Below are 14982 nucleotides of genomic sequence, written 5' to 3'. Positions count from 1 at the left end.
GGAACTATGGCTTCCGTCACGGCCGGGGGAGGGCGGCCCTGCTGGGATCGCCCGATGGACGACGACTCCCCGCTCGGCCTCCTCTTCGGCCTCCTGCTCTTCCCGGCCCTGCTCGCGGTCCCCGCCTGGCTGATCGCCCTGATCGTCAAGCTCGGCTCCGTCGCGATGCCCGGCCGGCGCCCGGACTGGCGGCTCGACCTGATGCGCTGGTCGGCGTGGATGGCGGGCTGGGCCGCCCTCGTCCTCTACCTGCTGGGCGCCGGAGCGGTCGCGATCTCCGTGCACGAGTCCTCCTCCGGCGCGGACTCCACCCCGGCCCACGAGTGCCGTGACGACTTCCCGCCCGGCGTGCTCGTGGGCCAGTCGGGCTCGTTCCTGCCGCTCCGCTTCGACTGCGTCCTGGCCGACGGCAGCACCCGTCCGAGCAGCCCCGGCTACTTCTGGATCAACCTCCTCGTGCTCGCCCTGGGCCTGGCCGCCGTGGCCCTCGGGGTGCTCGCCCGGACGTGGGCCGACCGCCGCCCGGAGCCGCGCGTGCCGGTCACGGACCCCGGGTCAGGAGACGGCCCCCGTCCCGTGTGAGGACGAGCAGGTTCCAGGCGGCGCCGGTGTCCCCGCCGGCGCCGTCCCACCACGTCGGGAACGCGTCGGCCGCCGCTGCGGGCCCGTCCCGCGGTCGCCCGGGGCGCGGGCGCCGGTGAGTCCGACGTCGTAGGCGTCCTCGCCGAGGCGGACGAGGACCCCCGGGTGGCCGTGGCCGCGGGGCCCTCCGCGCCGTGCCGTGCGGCCCAGGGCCGGAAGCGGGCCGGGAGACGCGGCCTTCCCGGTGCGCCGGCCGGCGTCGCGGGCCGCGGCAGGGGCCGGCACCGGCGGGCACCGGCGGCCGGTGCCGCAGGACGCCGCGAGCGGCGCCACGGCGGCCAGGACCCCCGCGCGCCCGCCGCTGCCGGTCCGGGCGGTCCGGCGCACGGTCGGTTCCTCCGACTCCTGGGCCGGCCCGTGCGTCGGGTGAGAGGGCGGGGACGCCGGGAGGGCTGCCCGGTGCCGGGGGGATCCGTTGATCCCCCCGGGCCGGCTCAGCCGCGCTGGGCGAAGCCGTGGTCGAGGATCTTCGCCGCGTCCTTGAACCGCTGGTCCGCCGAGGTGTCCGCGAGCACGGTGCCCACGACCGTCCGGGAACCGCGGGTGGCCGCGAACACGAGGCAGAACTTCGCCTCCGGCCCGGAGCCGGTCTTCACGCCGAACGCGCCGCGGTACGAGCCGAGGAGCTTGTTCGAGTTCTTCCACGGCTGCATGGCGTGCGTGCCGCCGCCGGGCCGGTAGGACTGCATGTCGTCGTACACCTTGGTGCCGACGACCTTCTTGAACGTCTTGTTCTTCAGCGCGGCCCCGGCCAGCTTGGTCAGATCGCGCGGCGAGGAGTAGTTCTTCCCGTTGGACACCCCGTCGAAGGAGTCGAAGTGGGTGTTCCTCAGGCCCAGTTCGCGCGCCTTGCTGTTCATCTTGCCGATGAACGACTTGGTCCGCTGGGCCGTCGTCGAGCCCGAACCGTAGGTGTCCGCCAGCGCGTAGGCCGCGTCGCAGCCCGACGGGAGCAGCAGGCCGTACAGCAGGTCGCGCACCTTCATCGAGTCGCCGAGGATGAGGTTGGCGCTGGAGTAGCGCTGGATGTGCGTCGTGGGGTCGATGACGTAGTCGGTGTACGCCTTCTTGATCCTCACCTTCTTGTCGAGGTCCACGTTCCGCTGCGACAGCACCACCAGCGCCGTCATGATCTTCGTGGTGGAGCCGGTGCGCAGCCGGCCGTCCACGGCCTTGCCGAAGAGCTGCTTGCCCGTGGCCGCGTTCATCGCGTACGCGCCCTGGGCCGACACCCCCGGTGCCGCGGCGGCGGAGCGCGGGGCGGAGGCCGCGGGCGTCGCCGTGGCGGCCTGGGCGGGAGCGGTCGCGAGGATCCCCGCGCCGAGGACGGCACCGGTCGCCACGGCGACGGCGGCTCTCCTGCGTACCCGGAAGCCCTGGTCGTCGGTCATGGTTCCCCCTTCTGTCAGTGGTCAGTTGACGGGGGCTCACTCCATCAGGTCCCGGTCCGTGCGGCCGTAACGGAGATCACATGGGTCTTCTGTGAACACCGTGTGCCGGAACTGTGGCTTCCATCACAGCGCACATGATCCCCGGCTGGTCGTATGACCGCGTGCGTAAACTCCTCCCCTTGGCTCTGACCGGCCTGCTCGCCGTGTCGGCATGCCAGTTCGTCGGCGACGACGACTCCGACGACGAGGCCCGCCGCCTCAACACCATGAAGTCGTTCCCGCTGAACGCCTACATCCCGGACGCGACCTCCCCCGACGGGAAGGCCGTCGGCACGGCGCAGTGGATCCTCGCCAAACAGTGCATGGTCCGGCTCGGGTTCACCGGCTTCAAGACGCTCGACATCAGGACCGTCGACGGCACCTACCCGGTGCGGCAGGGCACCCTGGCGAGCAGCAGCAAGGTCGGCGACGACAGCCCGTACGGGGTGGACGACCCGGACCTGGCCGCCGAGCACGGCTACCACAACCGGCAGCGCGACGAGCCCGGCACCCAGCCCATGGAGTGGCCGGCCGACCAGTACGCGGCCCTCACCGGCACCTTCGAGTCCGGCGACAGCCGCCGGGCGCACGGCCACCCCATCCCGAAGAAGGGCTGCATGGGGGAGGCGGTGCGGAAGATCTACGGCCCCGAGCCCAAGCCCGTGAAGGTGGGCGGCGTGCAGCTCAGCGGCTACTACTCGCTCGCCGCGCAGTACTGGTACCAGGCGCACAAGGCGGCGCGGAAGGACCCCGCCTGGAAGAAGGCCGACCGCGCGTGGTCGGACTGCATGAAGGACGAGGGCTTCCGCTACCCGGACCCGGACGAGGCGTCCACCGACAGCGCCTGGTTCCGCGGCGACAAGCCGTCGCAGAAGGAGAAGAAGACCGCCGCCGCGGACGCCCGGTGCAAACTCGACACCGGCTACATCCAGGCCGTGCACGCCGTCGAGAGCCGCGCCCAGAAGAAGGCCATCGCCGCGCACAAGAAGGAGCTGGACGAGCAGCGGGCCGGCGCCGAGCGGGCCATGGCGAACGCCCGGAAGATCGTCGACGACCGGTCCTGAGCGGCGAGTTCCGCCCGAGGGGGCCCCGGGCGCAGCGGCGCGGGGGTCGGTCCGGCCCGCCCGGCCGTCCGCCGGGGCACCCCTAAAACAGGTGGTCCGAGGGGCCCCGACCAGGGACACTCGACAGCATGTTCGTGACGATCTCCACCACCGGGACGGCCGGGAGCCCGGCCACCGACCTCGGGTACCTGCTGCACAAGCACCCCGACAAGGCGCAGGCGTTCTCCACGTCGTACGGCACGGCGCACGTCTTCTACCCCGAGGCGGACGCCGAGCGCTGCACGGCCGCCCTGCTGCTGGAGATCGACACGGTCGCGCTGGTCCGCCGGGGCAAGGGCAAGGGCCGCGGCGGCGCGCCCGACGCCGCCCTCGCGCAGTACGTCAACGACCGCCCCTACGCGGCCTCCTCCCTGCTCGCGGTCGCGCTGAGCAGTGTGTTCTCCAGCGCCCTGCGCGGGGTGTGCACCGCCCGCCCGGAGCGGGCCGCCGCCCCGCTGCCGCTGCGCGTCGAGGTCCCGGCGCTGCCCGCCCGCGGCGGTCCCGACCTCGTACGACGGCTCTTCGAACCGCTCGGCTGGACCGTCACCGCCGACCCCGTGCCGCTCGACACCGCGTTCCCGGAGTGGGGCGACTCGCGGTACGTCCGGCTCCTGCTGGAGTCGGACCGGCTGACCCTCGCCGAGGCGCTGCGCCACCTCTACGTGCTGCTGCCGGTGCTCGACGACGCCAAGCACTACTGGGTCGCCGCCGACGAGGTCGACAAGCTGCTGCGGGCCGGCGAGGGCTGGCTGCCCGAGCACCCGGAACAGAAGCTGATCACCAGCCGCTATCTCGCGCGCCGCTGGTCGCTGACCCGCCAGGCGATGGAGCGGCTGGAACTGGTGCGGCTCGCGGAGGCCGACGACAGCGACGTGGCGGACATCGACAACGCCGTCGCGGACGAGACCGAGACGGAGGAGAAGCCGACCCCGCTCGCCGTGCAGCGCCGGGACGCGATCATCGAGGCGCTGCGGGCCGCCGGCGCCGCACGGGTCCTCGACCTCGGCTGCGGAGAGGGCCAGTTGGTGCAGGCGCTGCTCAAGGACGCGCGGTTCACCGAGATCCTCGGGGTCGACGTGTCGATGCGCGCCCTGACCATCGCCGCCCGGCGGCTGAAGCTGGACCGCATGGGCGAGCGGCAGGCCGCGCGCGTCCGGCTCGTCCAGGGCTCCCTCGCCTACACCGACAACCGGCTGAAGGGCTACGACGCCGCCGTGCTCAGCGAGGTGATCGAGCACCTCGACCTGCCCCGGCTGCCCGCCCTGGAGTACGCGGTGTTCGGGCACGCCCGCCCGCGCACGGTCGTGGTGACCACCCCGAACGTCGAGTACAACGTCCGCTGGGAGGCCCTGCCCGCCGGACACGTCCGGCACGGCGACCACCGCTTCGAGTGGACGCGCGAGGAGTTCCGCGGCTGGGCGGAGGCCGTGGCGGAACGGCACGGGTACGAGGTCGCCTTCGCGCCTGTCGGCCCCGACGACCCCGAGGTGGGCCCGCCCACCCAGATGGCGACTTTCACGATCAGGACCGAGAAGGAGGCGAAGGCGGCATGACCGGCACACAGCACCAGGGGCGGGTCCTCCCCGTCACCGACCTCTCCCTCGTCGTCCTCGTCGGCGCCTCCGGCTCCGGCAAGTCCACCTTCGCCCGCCGGCACTTCAAGCCCACCGAGGTGATCTCCTCCGACTTCTGCCGCGGCCTGGTCGCCGACGACGAGAACGACCAGAGCGCCAGCCGGGACGCCTTCGACGTCCTGCACTACATCGCCGGCAAGCGGCTGGCCGCCGGCCGCCGTACCGTCGTGGACGCCACGAGCGTGCAGCAGGACAGCCGCCGGCAGCTGATCGAGCTGGCGAAGAAGTACGACGTGCTGCCCATCGCCATCGTGCTGGACATGCCGGAGGAGGTGTGCGCCGAGCGCAACGCGGCCCGCACCGACCGGGCCGACATGCCCCGCCGGGTGATCCAGCGGCACATCCGCGAACTGCGCCGCTCCCTGCGCCACCTGGAGCGCGAGGGCTTCCGCAAGGTGCATGTGCTGCGCGGGGTCGAGGAGGCCGAGCACGCCACCGTCGTCACCGAGAAGCGCTACAACGACCTCACCCACCTCACGGGCCCGTTCGACATCATCGGCGACGTCCACGGCTGCTCCGCCGAACTGGAGGCGCTGCTGGCCAAGCTGGGCTATGCCGACGGCGTGCACCCCGAGGGCCGTACCGCCGTGTTCGTCGGCGACCTGGTCGACCGCGGCCCGGACAGCCCCGGCGTGCTGCGCCGCGTGATGTCGATGGTGAAGTCCGGCAATGCCCTGTGCGTCCCCGGCAACCACGAGAACAAGTACGGGCGGTACCTCAAGGGCCGCAAGGTCCAGCACACCCACGGGCTCGCCGAGACCGTCGCGCAGATGGAGGGCGAGAGCGAGGAGTTCCGGGCCGAGGTCCGCGCGTTCATCGACGGGCTGGTCAGCCACTACGTCCTGGACGGCGGCCGGCTCGTGGTCTGCCACGCCGGGCTGCCCGAGAAGTACCACGGCCGCACCTCCGGCCGGGTCCGCTCGCACGCCCTGTACGGCGACACCACCGGCGAGACCGACGAGTTCGGGCTGCCGGTGCGCTACCCGTGGGCGGAGGACTACCGGGGCCGCGCCGCGGTGGTCTACGGCCACACACCCGTGCCCGAGGCGACATGGCTGAACAACACCATCTGGCACAACATCTCCCCGCCAGCCACGTCAGACGCCACGCCGGACATCGCCCGGCGTGGCGCGACAGCAAGATACGCACAGGTCAGAGGACTACCGCGAGGGAATCAGGGACGTCTGCACCCTGCTCCTGGGGAGTGTCGGAGAGCACTGGAACAGGGGCTTCCAAAACCCGGGGAGCGGCTGGGGAGATCTTTTTCGTGTCTCCCTCGAACCAGTTCTGCATCGCAGTACGGCCCCGGCCATCCGCCTCGGGCATCATGTGCGCGTAGATCCGGAGTGTGATCGACGGATCCGCGTGGCCCAGCCACTTCGAGACTGCCACAACGTTCTCCCGGGCGTCCAGCTGCACCGACGCGAACGTGTGCCGCAGCGAGTGGAAGCCCATCTCCCGTTCCTCCGCGTACCGCTTGACCGTCCGGAACCTCCCCGGCTTCCCGGCGATCGGCCGCTTCTTCTCCTCTGGCGGACCGATGAGCCCGGCCGCTTCGAGGGCCGGCTTCCACAGCGTGTCGTTGAAGTAGTCACGCCGCCAGGCACCACCGCGGGCTGACGTGAGGAGCAGCTCGAACGTCCGCGGCGCCCGCTCCTTCATCTCCTTCTCCGTGGCCCCCTCCTCCGGATCCCCCCACGGCAGCGTGACGGTCTTGGCGGGCCAGCGCTCCAGATGCTCCCTCACGCGCTGCAGAAGATGCGGAGGCACCGGAACAGACCGGACCTTCCGCCCCTTCGGCAGGGCGAACACCAACTTGGAGCCGACCTTCTTCACCTGACGTCGCACGTGGATGACCTGCGCGTCATAGTCGATGTCCTCGACGGCCAGTCCGAACACCTCTCCCTGCCGCAGCCCGGCGCCAACCCCTACGTCGACGGCGAGTTGCACGCGAGAGTCGATGTGAGACCGCACCAGCAGTACCTGCTCGCGCGACCAGGCGGTCGCCCTCGGCTCGGGCCGGGCCGGCGGGCGCACGGTCCGCTGGGATCTGCAGTAGTTCTTGGTGATCCGCTCATCGTCGACGGCAGCTTGCAGGATGGACGACAGCGCACCCCACACGTCGTTGACCGTGCCCGGGCCCAATGTGGCGTTCAGCGTCTTCAGCCAGGCCCGCAGCTGCGGCGTCTTGATGGTGTTCAGCGGCTTCGCCCCGAGGTGGGCGAGGATGTGGTTGCGCAGCTTGCCGCGCATCGTGGCCCTGGTGATGGGGTCGGGGTAGTTCTGGTTCGGCCACCAATGGTCCTCGACGTACTCGCGGAGCAGCATCGTGCCGTCGCGCGGGTCGATGAATTCGCCCCGAGTCGACTCGTGCTGGGCCTTGGCCAGCCAGGCCTTGGCGCCGTCGATTCCCGTGAGCTTGTCGAAGCTGCGGTCCCGCACGCCGGGTACGCCGGCCACTCGGTAGCGCTTGCCCTGGTTGCACCGGTCGGTGGGGATGGTGCGCTTGCCGTCGGGGCCCTTCTTGTACCAGCGGTCCTCGATGTAGCCGGGCACCGGGTACCTCCTGGAGTTGCATGTCAGGCCGCAGTGCTGCCTGGCTCTTCCATCGTGACGATCTCACCCTGCCAGAGCTGGAACCACTGGCCGCCGGCCAGGAACAGCTCGATCGGCTTGTTCACCGCGAGGGCCAGCTCCTCGGAGGTCAGGTCGGGGCAGATGTGCAGCCTGACGACGCCGCGATGTTCCCGGATCTGGACGGCCTGCTTCCGGTCGACATTCGAGTCTGCCTCGTACTGGACGGTGAGCGGGCTGTCGGGGGAGTTGGCGCTTATGATCTTCCCGCGCCAGATTTGGAACCAGCTGCACTGGCTGACGAAGTCCTTGAGCGCGGCGTTCAGCTGCGGGATGTACTCGTCGGCGGTGACGCCTTGGCGGAGCTTGACGCTGACCCGTCCGCGGGTCTCCTGGATCTGCACCAGCCGGCCCGGAGCGATGTCGGTGGTGGCTTCGTACACGACGCGCAGCATGTGCCCTCCCGTTGGTGCGGTGCGCGTGGGCGCAAGAGCGCGAACGCACACGGTTATGGAAGGGTACGTCGCGTAAACAGAGCGCGACAATCCGTTCAGCTGAAAGTCTACTTATATACTTTTTCAGCCATTCGACGTCGCGATCTGCTGGTGCGCGCTACTCGTTTTCGCGGCGGGCCCGCTCGTCGGCTTCGATCATTGCACGCCAACGACGCAGCTCAGCCTCGGGCATCCCGGCCAAGTGGCCGACGATGATGCGCACTTCGTCGTTATAGCCTGCCAGTTCGGTGGCTTCGTATTCCAGCCACTGCTCGGCCGCTGCGGCCTTGACGCGGCGAAGGCTCACGCCGAGGGCGGCTTGCAGAGCCCGCATCTGTGCTGGGCTGGGCGCGTTGGCAGGCGGGTTGGTCACGAGGCGCTGCAGGTACGGTTTGGACAGTCTGGTGCCCGATTCAGGGTCGACGGCTCGCTGGGACATCTTCGAGTAGGACAGTCCGCGGTCGTTGGCGTCCCGGATCAGTCGTGAGAGTGCACCACGGGGGCTCGTCTCGGCCGCGCCTTGGTCAGGGGCAGTGGCCGCTGCCGTCATGTCCTCGTCCTCTCGGGTCACGTCAGTACCGACTGTCTCTGTAGATGGTGATGGACGTCGAGAAAATACCAGCTCAGTCTGTACAACCATCCGAGATCGGAGACGATCCGTCTACGGAAACATGCTATCGAGCCATGAACTTTGCCGATACTCGACCCTTGTCGTCTCCGTTCTGTAGACGACTCGTCTCGGCTGTGCTTAGCTATGTCAGGCAAGCCGCTCCGCAACACACGGGGGACTCGTGAGTCGACGCTACGCCCTGCGCAAGATCGAAATACTCAGGCACTGTATGCAGCATCCCGGCCGAGGGGAGTCCTTCTCGGTCCGCTCCCTGGCCGACGCTTCGGGTGTCGGCCAGGGAGTCATCGAAAAGCTCCTCACTGGCCGACAGCGCACGGCGGACGTTCTGGACGCCACAGCCCTCGCGGAGGCCCTCGGGGTCGCCATCCTCGTCCTTTTCGCGCCCCCAGCGTCTCCAAAACTGAACCGCACGTCTCGAAGTGCAGCCCACACGAGTGAGGAATGAACCGAATGCCCACCAAGCAAACCAAGGCCGCACCGAAGGGCTGGCTCTGGAGTGAAGACGCCGCCGACTACCTCGGCGTCTGCGTCACCACCCTCTACCGCTGGCGCCGTGACGGCTACGGCCCTCAGGGAACGCTCCACGGCCGGCGCCGCTACCGCTACAAGATCGCCGACCTGGACGCCTGGATGAACAGCGACTCCGAGTCGGCCGACCTGGCACTCGCCGCCGCCTGACGCGGCACGCAAAGAGGCCGCCCCGACAGTGACCCGGGACGACCTCGCGATCCCCAACCGAACGCACTGAACGAGAGGACCGCCTGTGCCCAGTATGCCTGACCAGCCCAGCGAGCTGGTCTTGACGGAGTCCCGCACGATGCGGGCGCAGACCGCCGACCGGGTCGACGTACTCGACAAGGTCAAGGCGCTGGCGCTGCTGCCCGACGGCGTGCACGCCACGATCGACATCGTCGCCAACTTCTTTGAGACCGGCACGGACGCCATCGAGAGCGTCATCCGCCGGCACCGCGAGGAGCTCAGCGAGAACGGCCTCCGCGTACTCCGCGGCGCAGAGCGGAGGGCCTTTCTCTCCGCCAACCTGACGGAGACAAAGGCGCCCGCCATTACGGTGTTCACCCGCCGCGCGATCCTCAACGTCGGTCAGTTGCTGGCCGAATCCGAGGTCGCCCGCAAGGTTCGCACCTACCTGCTTGAGGTCGAGGAGAAGGCGACCGCGCAGCAACGCTCCGAGGCCGTCGAGGCGATCGAACTGGCCGAGGCCCGAATGCGGGTGCTGAAGGTCGCCGAGGGCATCGTCGACTCCGCCTGGCTGGAGACGAAGGCGCGGGTGGTCGCCGCCCGGGCGCTGGGCGAGGAGCCCGAGGTTGACCCGCTGGACGTGCCCCTGTACGTGCCCGACTTCCTGAAGGGCAAGGGCCTGCGGCGTCGGGAGATCGATTCGGTGCAGTCCTGGTTCGGCCGCCGAGCCGCCGCCATCTACAAGGAGCGGACCGGCGAGGAGATCGGGAAGCGCCAGGCGGAGCTGCCGAACGGCACGGTCCGTGAGACGAAGGCGTGGACGGTGCGACACCGGCCGGTGTTCGAGGAGACCTGGGACCGCTACTACGCCGCCGCGTTCCCCACCCAGCTCGGGCTCGGGGAGGCGTCGTGAGCAGCTACAGCATCACCATCTTCCTGGAGCCGCGCACCAACGTCCGAGGGAGTTCGCTCGCCAACCCGGTTCTGTACATCGAGCCTGACGGCTGGCACGGCCCGGGGAACATCGCGCTGCAGATGCCGAGCAAGCTGAGCCACGACGACAGGGTGAAGATCGCCGAGACGTTCCTGAAGGGCGTCACCGACTGGCGTAACGCCATCGTCGAGGAAGCGGCTCGCGAACGCACCGCCGCGGACGAACTGGCTGCCGCCCGCGAGGAGATTGCCCGCTTGAAGGCGGAACGCGACGGCGGAGACGCCTGATGACCGCCCCGCTGGACCTGCCGCCGATGCCGGCCGACGCCGAGCCGGTGATACTGCCCGGCCTGCTGTCCGGCCTCGGCATCACCCGCCGGGCGCCCGACTGGATCACCGACCCGGGCCTCATCGAGTCCATCGCGTGCGGGCTCGTCGACATCCCCGCCGACTTCGGAGGCGACCAGCCGGCCCAGCCCGGCCACTGACCCGCCGGCCCGGCGGTGAGCACCCCCGCTGGGTCGGCGTCCAAGCAGAAACCCCGAGCGCGGCAGACGCCCGGGGACCCACCACCAGCATTCCACAGGGAGATCACGTGTCTCTGACCAGCCTGACCGCCTACCAGCTCACCGAGCTGCTCCGCCGAGTCGACCCCCACATCGGACGGAACAGCGGGTCCGGCGCCATCGAGGGCGTCCACCTCGACTACGACGGCCAGCACCTGCACGCCGTCGCCACCGACCGCTACACCCTCGCCGTCGCCCGCGAACGCGCCGTCGGCATCGCCCCCGCCTGGAAGCTCACCATCAGCGCAGCCGAGTGGACCGACAACGTCACCGCGCTCCGGGCCTGGGCGGACGCCCACCCGGGCGGCGAAAACGTCCACCTGTCCGCCAGCGCCGACGAGCTGACCGTCAGCAGCAACCGCAGCAAGCTCGTCCTGCAGGCCAGCAGCGGCTACTTCCCCGAGTGGCGCGACCTCATTCGCACCGCCCTCAACCACGCGCCGACCGAGTCCCCGTGGAGTGGCTGGCGGACTCGCCTCCTCGCCCGCTGGCAGGAAGTCGGAGACGGCATCACCACCTGGCAGCCCGCCTTCGACAAGCCCGTGGTCATCTACGCCACGAACTTCGTCGGCCTGCAGATGCCCAGGCGGATCGGCGACGACGAGTCCCCGGCCGGACGGTGGGAGTCGTGGAAGGGCTCTCTCGGCGAGACCGGCCCGACGGTCGAGCAGGAGCAGACGCTGCACCACTGGGAGGCTGCCGCCCTGGAGGAGAAGGACCACCTGGTCGAGACCTACATCGAGGATCTGCTGAAGCAGACTCTCCGCTCCACCACGGACATCTTCAAGGTGGCGACCGGTGACACCGGCGCGCTCGCCGCCTACGCGCTGGCCGGTACCCAGTCGTGGCTCGCGTACCGACTGCTGAAGGTCATGGAGAAGGCGGCACCGGACCTGCTGCGCAAGACCCTCGACGACGTCACCCAGCAGTGCGAGTCCGGCGAGATCAACGAGTGGGCCCGGGACGAGGCTGAGAAGGCCGGCTTCGACCCGCAGAAGTGGCACGACGAGTACGAGGCCCACCTCAAGAAGCTCGCCGACGAGCGGGCCGCCGAGACCGCCGCCTGACCGCACCAGAGCCCGCCGTGTCGAGCGCCCCCCTCGCTCCGCGGCGTCCGAGGCGGCCAGCCCCGGATATCCCCCAGCCGGGGCTGGCCGCCGCCACCCAGCACACCCTCAGGAGCCTCACATGAGCACCAAGCGCCCCAGGATCCCCGCCGAGGTCGCCTCCCACGTCCTCTCCCACTTCGGCCGCGGCGGCTACCCGGCCGGCGACTGGACCGAGTCCCTGATCAGCCTCATCGACCGCGCCGACATGGTGAACCGGGCCAAGCTCTGCACCGCGTTCCCCGACTACGGCGACGCGGTCCTCCTCGCCAAGTACGACGAGAACGGCATCGCCGTCCTGCAGGCCATCGCCGGCGGGCAGGTGGCCGCGTGAGCCCGCTCGCCTGCCGCCAGTGCGGCTCCACTGACGGGCCGTTCGTCCCGGGCACTGGCCTCTGCGAGGACTGCGAGGACGGCGCCAGCGCGGCGCCGGCCGAGGTCGAGCCCGGCCTGTACGACATCCCCGCCGAGCAGTACCACGCCGACCCGATCCCCGGCGGCAGCCTCTCCTCAACCGGCGCCCGCACGCTCGTGAAGCACTGCCCGGCCGTCTTCAAGTGGCAGCTCGACAACCCTCAGCCCCACAACAAGGCCCTCGATCTCGGCACCGCCGCCCACAAGCTGGTTCTCGACGACGGACCCGAGCTGGTCCTCGTCGACGCCCCGCGGTGGGACACCGACAGCATCAGGGCCGAGGTCGCCGCGATCAGGGCGGCCGGCGACATCCCGCTCAAGCGCCACGAGCTGGAGCAAGTCCGCTCCATGGCCGCCGCACTGCGCGCCGACGAGGAAGCCGCCGCGCTGCTGGAGCCCGGCTCCGGGCTCGCCGAAATGTCCGCCTTCTGGGAGGACCGCGGAGTCTGGCGCCGCTGCCGCTTCGACTGGCTCCGCCACGACGGCCAGATCGTCGACTACAAGACCGCCCGGTCCTGCCGCCGGGAGGACTTGGAGAAGGCGTTCAACGAGCACGGCTACCACCAGCAGCAGAGTTGGTACGAGGACGGCGGCGAAGCCCTCGCCGTCGCCGACCCCGAGCAGCCCATGAAGTTCGTGGTCCAGGAGAAGGACCCGCCCTACCTGGTGGTCGTCACGACCTGCGACCCGATGGCCCGCGGCATCGGCCGCCACCTCAACGAGGTCGCCCTCAACACCTACGCCATCTGCCGCGCCAGCGGTGAGTGGCCTGGCTACCTCCCCAACCCGATGATCTCGCTCCCCCCGTGGGTCGAGCGCCAGTACGCCTAGGAGCCTCCCGCATGTCCCAGCTTCCGCCGCCCGTCCGCACCGGACGCCCGGCCGCCGAACAGAACGGTGCCCCGCAGCAGTTCGCGTTCCGCCCCGCCAGCAAGGCCGGCCGCAAGGCCCGCCTGTCCATCCAGGGCATGTCCGGCTCCGGCAAGACGTGGACCGGCCTGTCGATCGCCCACGGCCTGTCTGAGGGCCGCAAGTTCGCCGTCATCGACACCGAAAAGGGCGCCGCCAGCCTCTACGCCGGGATCGGCGGCATCCAGTTCGACACCGTCTCCATGGACCGCTACGACCCGCGCGACCTCGTCCGCGTCCTCGACTCCGCCGCCCAAGCCGGCTACCCGACCGTGTTCGTCGACAGCCTCAGCCACTTCTGGAAGGGCACCGACGGCACCCTCGACCAGGTCGAGAAGGCCAGCAGCCGGTACGGCGGCAACAAGTTCGCCGGCTGGAAGGACGGCACCCCGCTGCAGAACGACATGGTCGCCGCGATCCTCGCCTACCCCGGCCACGTCGTCTGCTCGATGCGCTCCTACACCGAGTGGGTGCTGAACGGTGGCAAGCCCGAGCGGGTCGGCATGCGGCCCGAGCAGCGCAAGGGCATCGAGTACGAGTTCGACGTCGCCCTCGCGATGGACCTGGAGAACACCCTCGAAGTCCTCAAGTCCCGCTGCCCGGACCTCCACCGCAAGGTCATCAAGCGGCCGGTCGGGGCCCGCGACATCGCTGCCCCGCTCCTCGCCTGGCTCAACACCGAGCCCACCGAGTAACCGCCCCGGGGTCGCCGCGGCCCGAACCTGCGGCGACCCCGCAACTCCCCAGGAGATTACGTCATGACGCTTACCCCCGAGCAGTCCCGCCAGCAGGCCAACGAACAGCTGGCCGCCCTGTACGCCGCCGTCACCGACTGGACCGAGGCCCTCTTCGACCAGGCCCTGCTCGCCATAGCGGGCGACGGCCGGCCGTTCTCCGCGAACGACCTGTGGCAGGTGCTGCCCGAGACCGGACGCGCCGCCTGCGGCCTGTACTTCGCCCGGCTCACCCACCTGCGCACCCCGCGCGTCCTGATCCGGGTCGGCGACGAGCCGTCGATCAACCCGCGGGCCCACGGCAAGCCGGTGAACGTCTACGCGCTGACGGCGCCCGGCCGGGACTACATCAAGCAGCGGCAGGCCGCCTGCGCCGAGCAGCAGCGGCAGGTGGCGTGATGGCCCGCTACCTCGCCTTTCTGTGGCTGGCCGCGGTCGCGGTCGGAGCGATCGGCGGAGCCCTCGGCGCCGCTGGCCGCTGCCTCCGCGACAGGGCCCGCACCCGGCACCTCGAAGCCCACCTCGCCAACCCCGCCGTCATCGCCCGCTACAGCCGGAAGGAGGAGACCCAGTGAAGACCACCACAATGCCCCCGCACGGCACCGACGCCCGCTACAAGGGCAACCGCACCGGCACCCGACCGCCCTGCCGATGCGCCCGCTGCACCCGCGCCCACCGACAGGCCGACCTCCAGCGAGAACTGCGACGGCAGAGAGGCGAACGCAACCTCGTCCCCATCGAGGAAGTGCTGCCCCACATCCAGATGCTCCGCGCCAGCGGCATGAGCCAGACACTCATCGCCCGGCAGGCCGGCGNNCGCCGCTTCGACGGCAACGCCGAGCGACCCGCGGTCGGCTCCACCCGCCGTGTCCGCGCCCTGTACAGCCTCGGCCACAGCCGCGCCGACATCGCCGCCCTCAGCGGACTCAGCAAGGCCAGCATCAGCCTCCTCGCCGACGGCCGCTGGAAGATCATCGACAACCGGGCGGCAACCGCCCTCGCCAACGCCTACCGGCAGCTCGTCAGCCGACGAGGGAACAGCTGGAAGAACGAGCGGCGAGCCGTTGCCGAGGGCTGGCACGGGCCCCTTGCATGGGACGACATCGACGACCC

17 protein-coding genes and 1 pseudogene are annotated in these 14982 nt (G+C 70.4%); 14 read left to right on the top strand and 4 right to left on the bottom strand.

The annotated features are described in order from the left end of the window. Positions 1-54: 54 nt before the first annotated feature. Positions 55-582, top strand: a complete 528-nt coding sequence (locus CCN44_RS13065) for a hypothetical protein (RefSeq protein WP_059253157.1) — start codon at positions 55-57, stop codon at positions 580-582. Positions 583-1076: 494 nt separating this feature from the next. On the opposite strand, the gene CCN44_RS13055 is transcribed toward CCN44_RS13065, so the two are convergent. After that, on the bottom strand, positions 1077-2033 hold the full coding sequence (locus CCN44_RS13055; RefSeq protein ID WP_086697736.1) for a D-alanyl-D-alanine carboxypeptidase family protein: 957 nt from the start codon (positions 2031-2033) through the stop codon (positions 1077-1079). A gap of 179 nt (positions 2034-2212) precedes the next feature. Here CCN44_RS13055 and CCN44_RS13050 point away from each other — a divergent pair, with 179 nt between their 5' ends. From CCN44_RS13050 to CCN44_RS13040, 3 genes and pseudogenes are all read left to right on the top strand, one after another. Beyond that, a complete protein-coding gene (locus CCN44_RS13050) occupies positions 2213-3136 on the top strand; it encodes a hypothetical protein (protein WP_237481346.1) in 924 nt (307 codons plus the stop codon). Between the two features lie 128 nt (positions 3137-3264). After that, a complete protein-coding gene (locus CCN44_RS13045; protein WP_059253162.1) occupies positions 3265-4728 on the top strand; it encodes a 3' terminal RNA ribose 2'-O-methyltransferase Hen1 in 1464 nt (487 codons plus the stop codon). Beyond that, a pseudogene (locus tag CCN44_RS13040) lies at positions 4725-5879 on the top strand (AAA family ATPase); the annotation flags it as partial. The gene CCN44_RS13045 and the pseudogene CCN44_RS13040, both read left to right, overlap by 4 nt. Positions 5880-5961: 82 nt before the next feature. On the opposite strand, the gene CCN44_RS13035 reads toward CCN44_RS13040, so the two are convergent. From CCN44_RS13035 to CCN44_RS43990, 3 genes are all read right to left on the bottom strand, one after another. After that, complete coding sequence (locus CCN44_RS13035; protein ID WP_079081194.1) at positions 5962-7365, bottom strand: tyrosine-type recombinase/integrase; 1404 nt, start codon at positions 7363-7365, stop codon at positions 5962-5964. A 23-nt stretch (positions 7366-7388) separates the two neighbouring features. Next, positions 7389-7838, bottom strand: a complete 450-nt coding sequence (locus CCN44_RS13030; RefSeq protein ID WP_059253168.1) for a hypothetical protein — start codon at positions 7836-7838, stop codon at positions 7389-7391. Between the two features lie 157 nt (positions 7839-7995). After that, positions 7996-8448: a hypothetical protein gene (locus tag CCN44_RS43990; RefSeq protein ID WP_143649724.1), complete on the bottom strand. Its 453-nt coding sequence runs from the start codon at positions 8446-8448 to the stop codon at positions 7996-7998. Between the two features lie 510 nt (positions 8449-8958). Between CCN44_RS43990 and CCN44_RS13020 the strand changes: the two genes are divergently transcribed. From CCN44_RS13020 to CCN44_RS44405, 10 genes are all read left to right on the top strand, one after another. Further along, positions 8959-9186 (top strand): helix-turn-helix transcriptional regulator, encoded by a 228-nt coding sequence (locus tag CCN44_RS13020; RefSeq protein WP_086697735.1) that lies wholly within the window; start codon positions 8959-8961, stop codon positions 9184-9186. Between the two features lie 85 nt (positions 9187-9271). Next, a complete protein-coding gene (locus CCN44_RS13015; RefSeq protein ID WP_143649722.1) occupies positions 9272-10120 on the top strand; it encodes a hypothetical protein in 849 nt (282 codons plus the stop codon). Continuing rightward, positions 10117-10428, top strand: a complete 312-nt coding sequence (locus tag CCN44_RS13010) for a hypothetical protein (RefSeq protein WP_086697733.1) — start codon at positions 10117-10119, stop codon at positions 10426-10428. The genes CCN44_RS13015 and CCN44_RS13010 overlap by 4 nt, the downstream gene beginning before the upstream one ends. Then, entirely contained in the window at positions 10428-10628 is a 201-nt protein-coding gene (locus tag CCN44_RS13005) for a hypothetical protein (RefSeq protein ID WP_086697732.1), read from the top strand. The genes CCN44_RS13010 and CCN44_RS13005 overlap by 1 nt, the downstream gene beginning before the upstream one ends. 107 nt (positions 10629-10735) lie before the next feature. Next, positions 10736-11773: a hypothetical protein gene (locus CCN44_RS13000; protein ID WP_086697731.1), complete on the top strand. Its 1038-nt coding sequence runs from the start codon at positions 10736-10738 to the stop codon at positions 11771-11773. Between the two features lie 121 nt (positions 11774-11894). Further along, positions 11895-12146: a hypothetical protein gene (locus CCN44_RS12995; RefSeq protein ID WP_086697730.1), complete on the top strand. Its 252-nt coding sequence runs from the start codon at positions 11895-11897 to the stop codon at positions 12144-12146. Further along, positions 12143-13057 (top strand): PD-(D/E)XK nuclease-like domain-containing protein, encoded by a 915-nt coding sequence (locus CCN44_RS12990; RefSeq protein WP_086697729.1) that lies wholly within the window; start codon positions 12143-12145, stop codon positions 13055-13057. The genes CCN44_RS12995 and CCN44_RS12990 overlap by 4 nt, the downstream gene beginning before the upstream one ends. A gap of 11 nt (positions 13058-13068) precedes the next feature. Further along, positions 13069-13830 carry an ATP-binding protein gene (locus tag CCN44_RS12985; protein WP_086697728.1) on the top strand — a complete coding sequence of 254 codons (762 nt, stop codon included), beginning with the start codon at positions 13069-13071 and terminating at the stop codon, positions 13828-13830. Positions 13831-13893: 63 nt separating this feature from the next. Continuing rightward, the gene (locus tag CCN44_RS12980; protein ID WP_086697727.1) at positions 13894-14268 is read left to right on the top strand and encodes a hypothetical protein; all 375 of its coding nucleotides are present in this window, start codon (positions 13894-13896) and stop codon (positions 14266-14268) included. Beyond that, a complete protein-coding gene (locus CCN44_RS44405; protein WP_158103099.1) occupies positions 14268-14444 on the top strand; it encodes a hypothetical protein in 177 nt (58 codons plus the stop codon). Before CCN44_RS12980 ends, CCN44_RS44405 begins: the two co-directional genes overlap by 1 nt. The last annotated feature ends 538 nt before the right edge of the window (positions 14445-14982 follow it).

It is taken from the genome of Streptomyces tricolor, assembly GCF_002155905.1.
Taxonomy (GTDB): domain Bacteria; phylum Actinomycetota; class Actinomycetes; order Streptomycetales; family Streptomycetaceae; genus Streptomyces; species Streptomyces tricolor.
The sequence above is the reverse complement of the archived record's forward strand: the minus strand, read 5'-3'. Positions and strand labels throughout refer to the sequence as shown.

Coding starts and splice junctions, on each gene's coding strand:
- CCN44_RS13045 (WP_059253162.1), top strand. CDS start 3,265: ATGTTCGTGACGATCTCCACCACCGGGACGGCCGGGAGCCCGGCCACC.
- CCN44_RS12995 (WP_086697730.1), top strand. CDS start 11,895: ATGAGCACCAAGCGCCCCAGGATCCCCGCCGAGGTCGCCTCCCACGTC.
- CCN44_RS13055 (WP_086697736.1), bottom strand. CDS start 2,033: ATGACCGACGACCAGGGCTTCCGGGTACGCAGGAGAGCCGCCGTCGCC.
- CCN44_RS13020 (WP_086697735.1), top strand. CDS start 8,959: ATGCCCACCAAGCAAACCAAGGCCGCACCGAAGGGCTGGCTCTGGAGT.
- CCN44_RS12980 (WP_086697727.1), top strand. CDS start 13,894: ATGACGCTTACCCCCGAGCAGTCCCGCCAGCAGGCCAACGAACAGCTG.
- CCN44_RS44405 (WP_158103099.1), top strand. CDS start 14,268: ATGGCCCGCTACCTCGCCTTTCTGTGGCTGGCCGCGGTCGCGGTCGGA.
- CCN44_RS13030 (WP_059253168.1), bottom strand. CDS start 7,838: ATGCTGCGCGTCGTGTACGAAGCCACCACCGACATCGCTCCGGGCCGG.
- CCN44_RS13005 (WP_086697732.1), top strand. CDS start 10,428: ATGACCGCCCCGCTGGACCTGCCGCCGATGCCGGCCGACGCCGAGCCG.
- CCN44_RS13065 (WP_059253157.1), top strand. CDS start 55: ATGGACGACGACTCCCCGCTCGGCCTCCTCTTCGGCCTCCTGCTCTTC.
- CCN44_RS12985 (WP_086697728.1), top strand. CDS start 13,069: ATGTCCCAGCTTCCGCCGCCCGTCCGCACCGGACGCCCGGCCGCCGAA.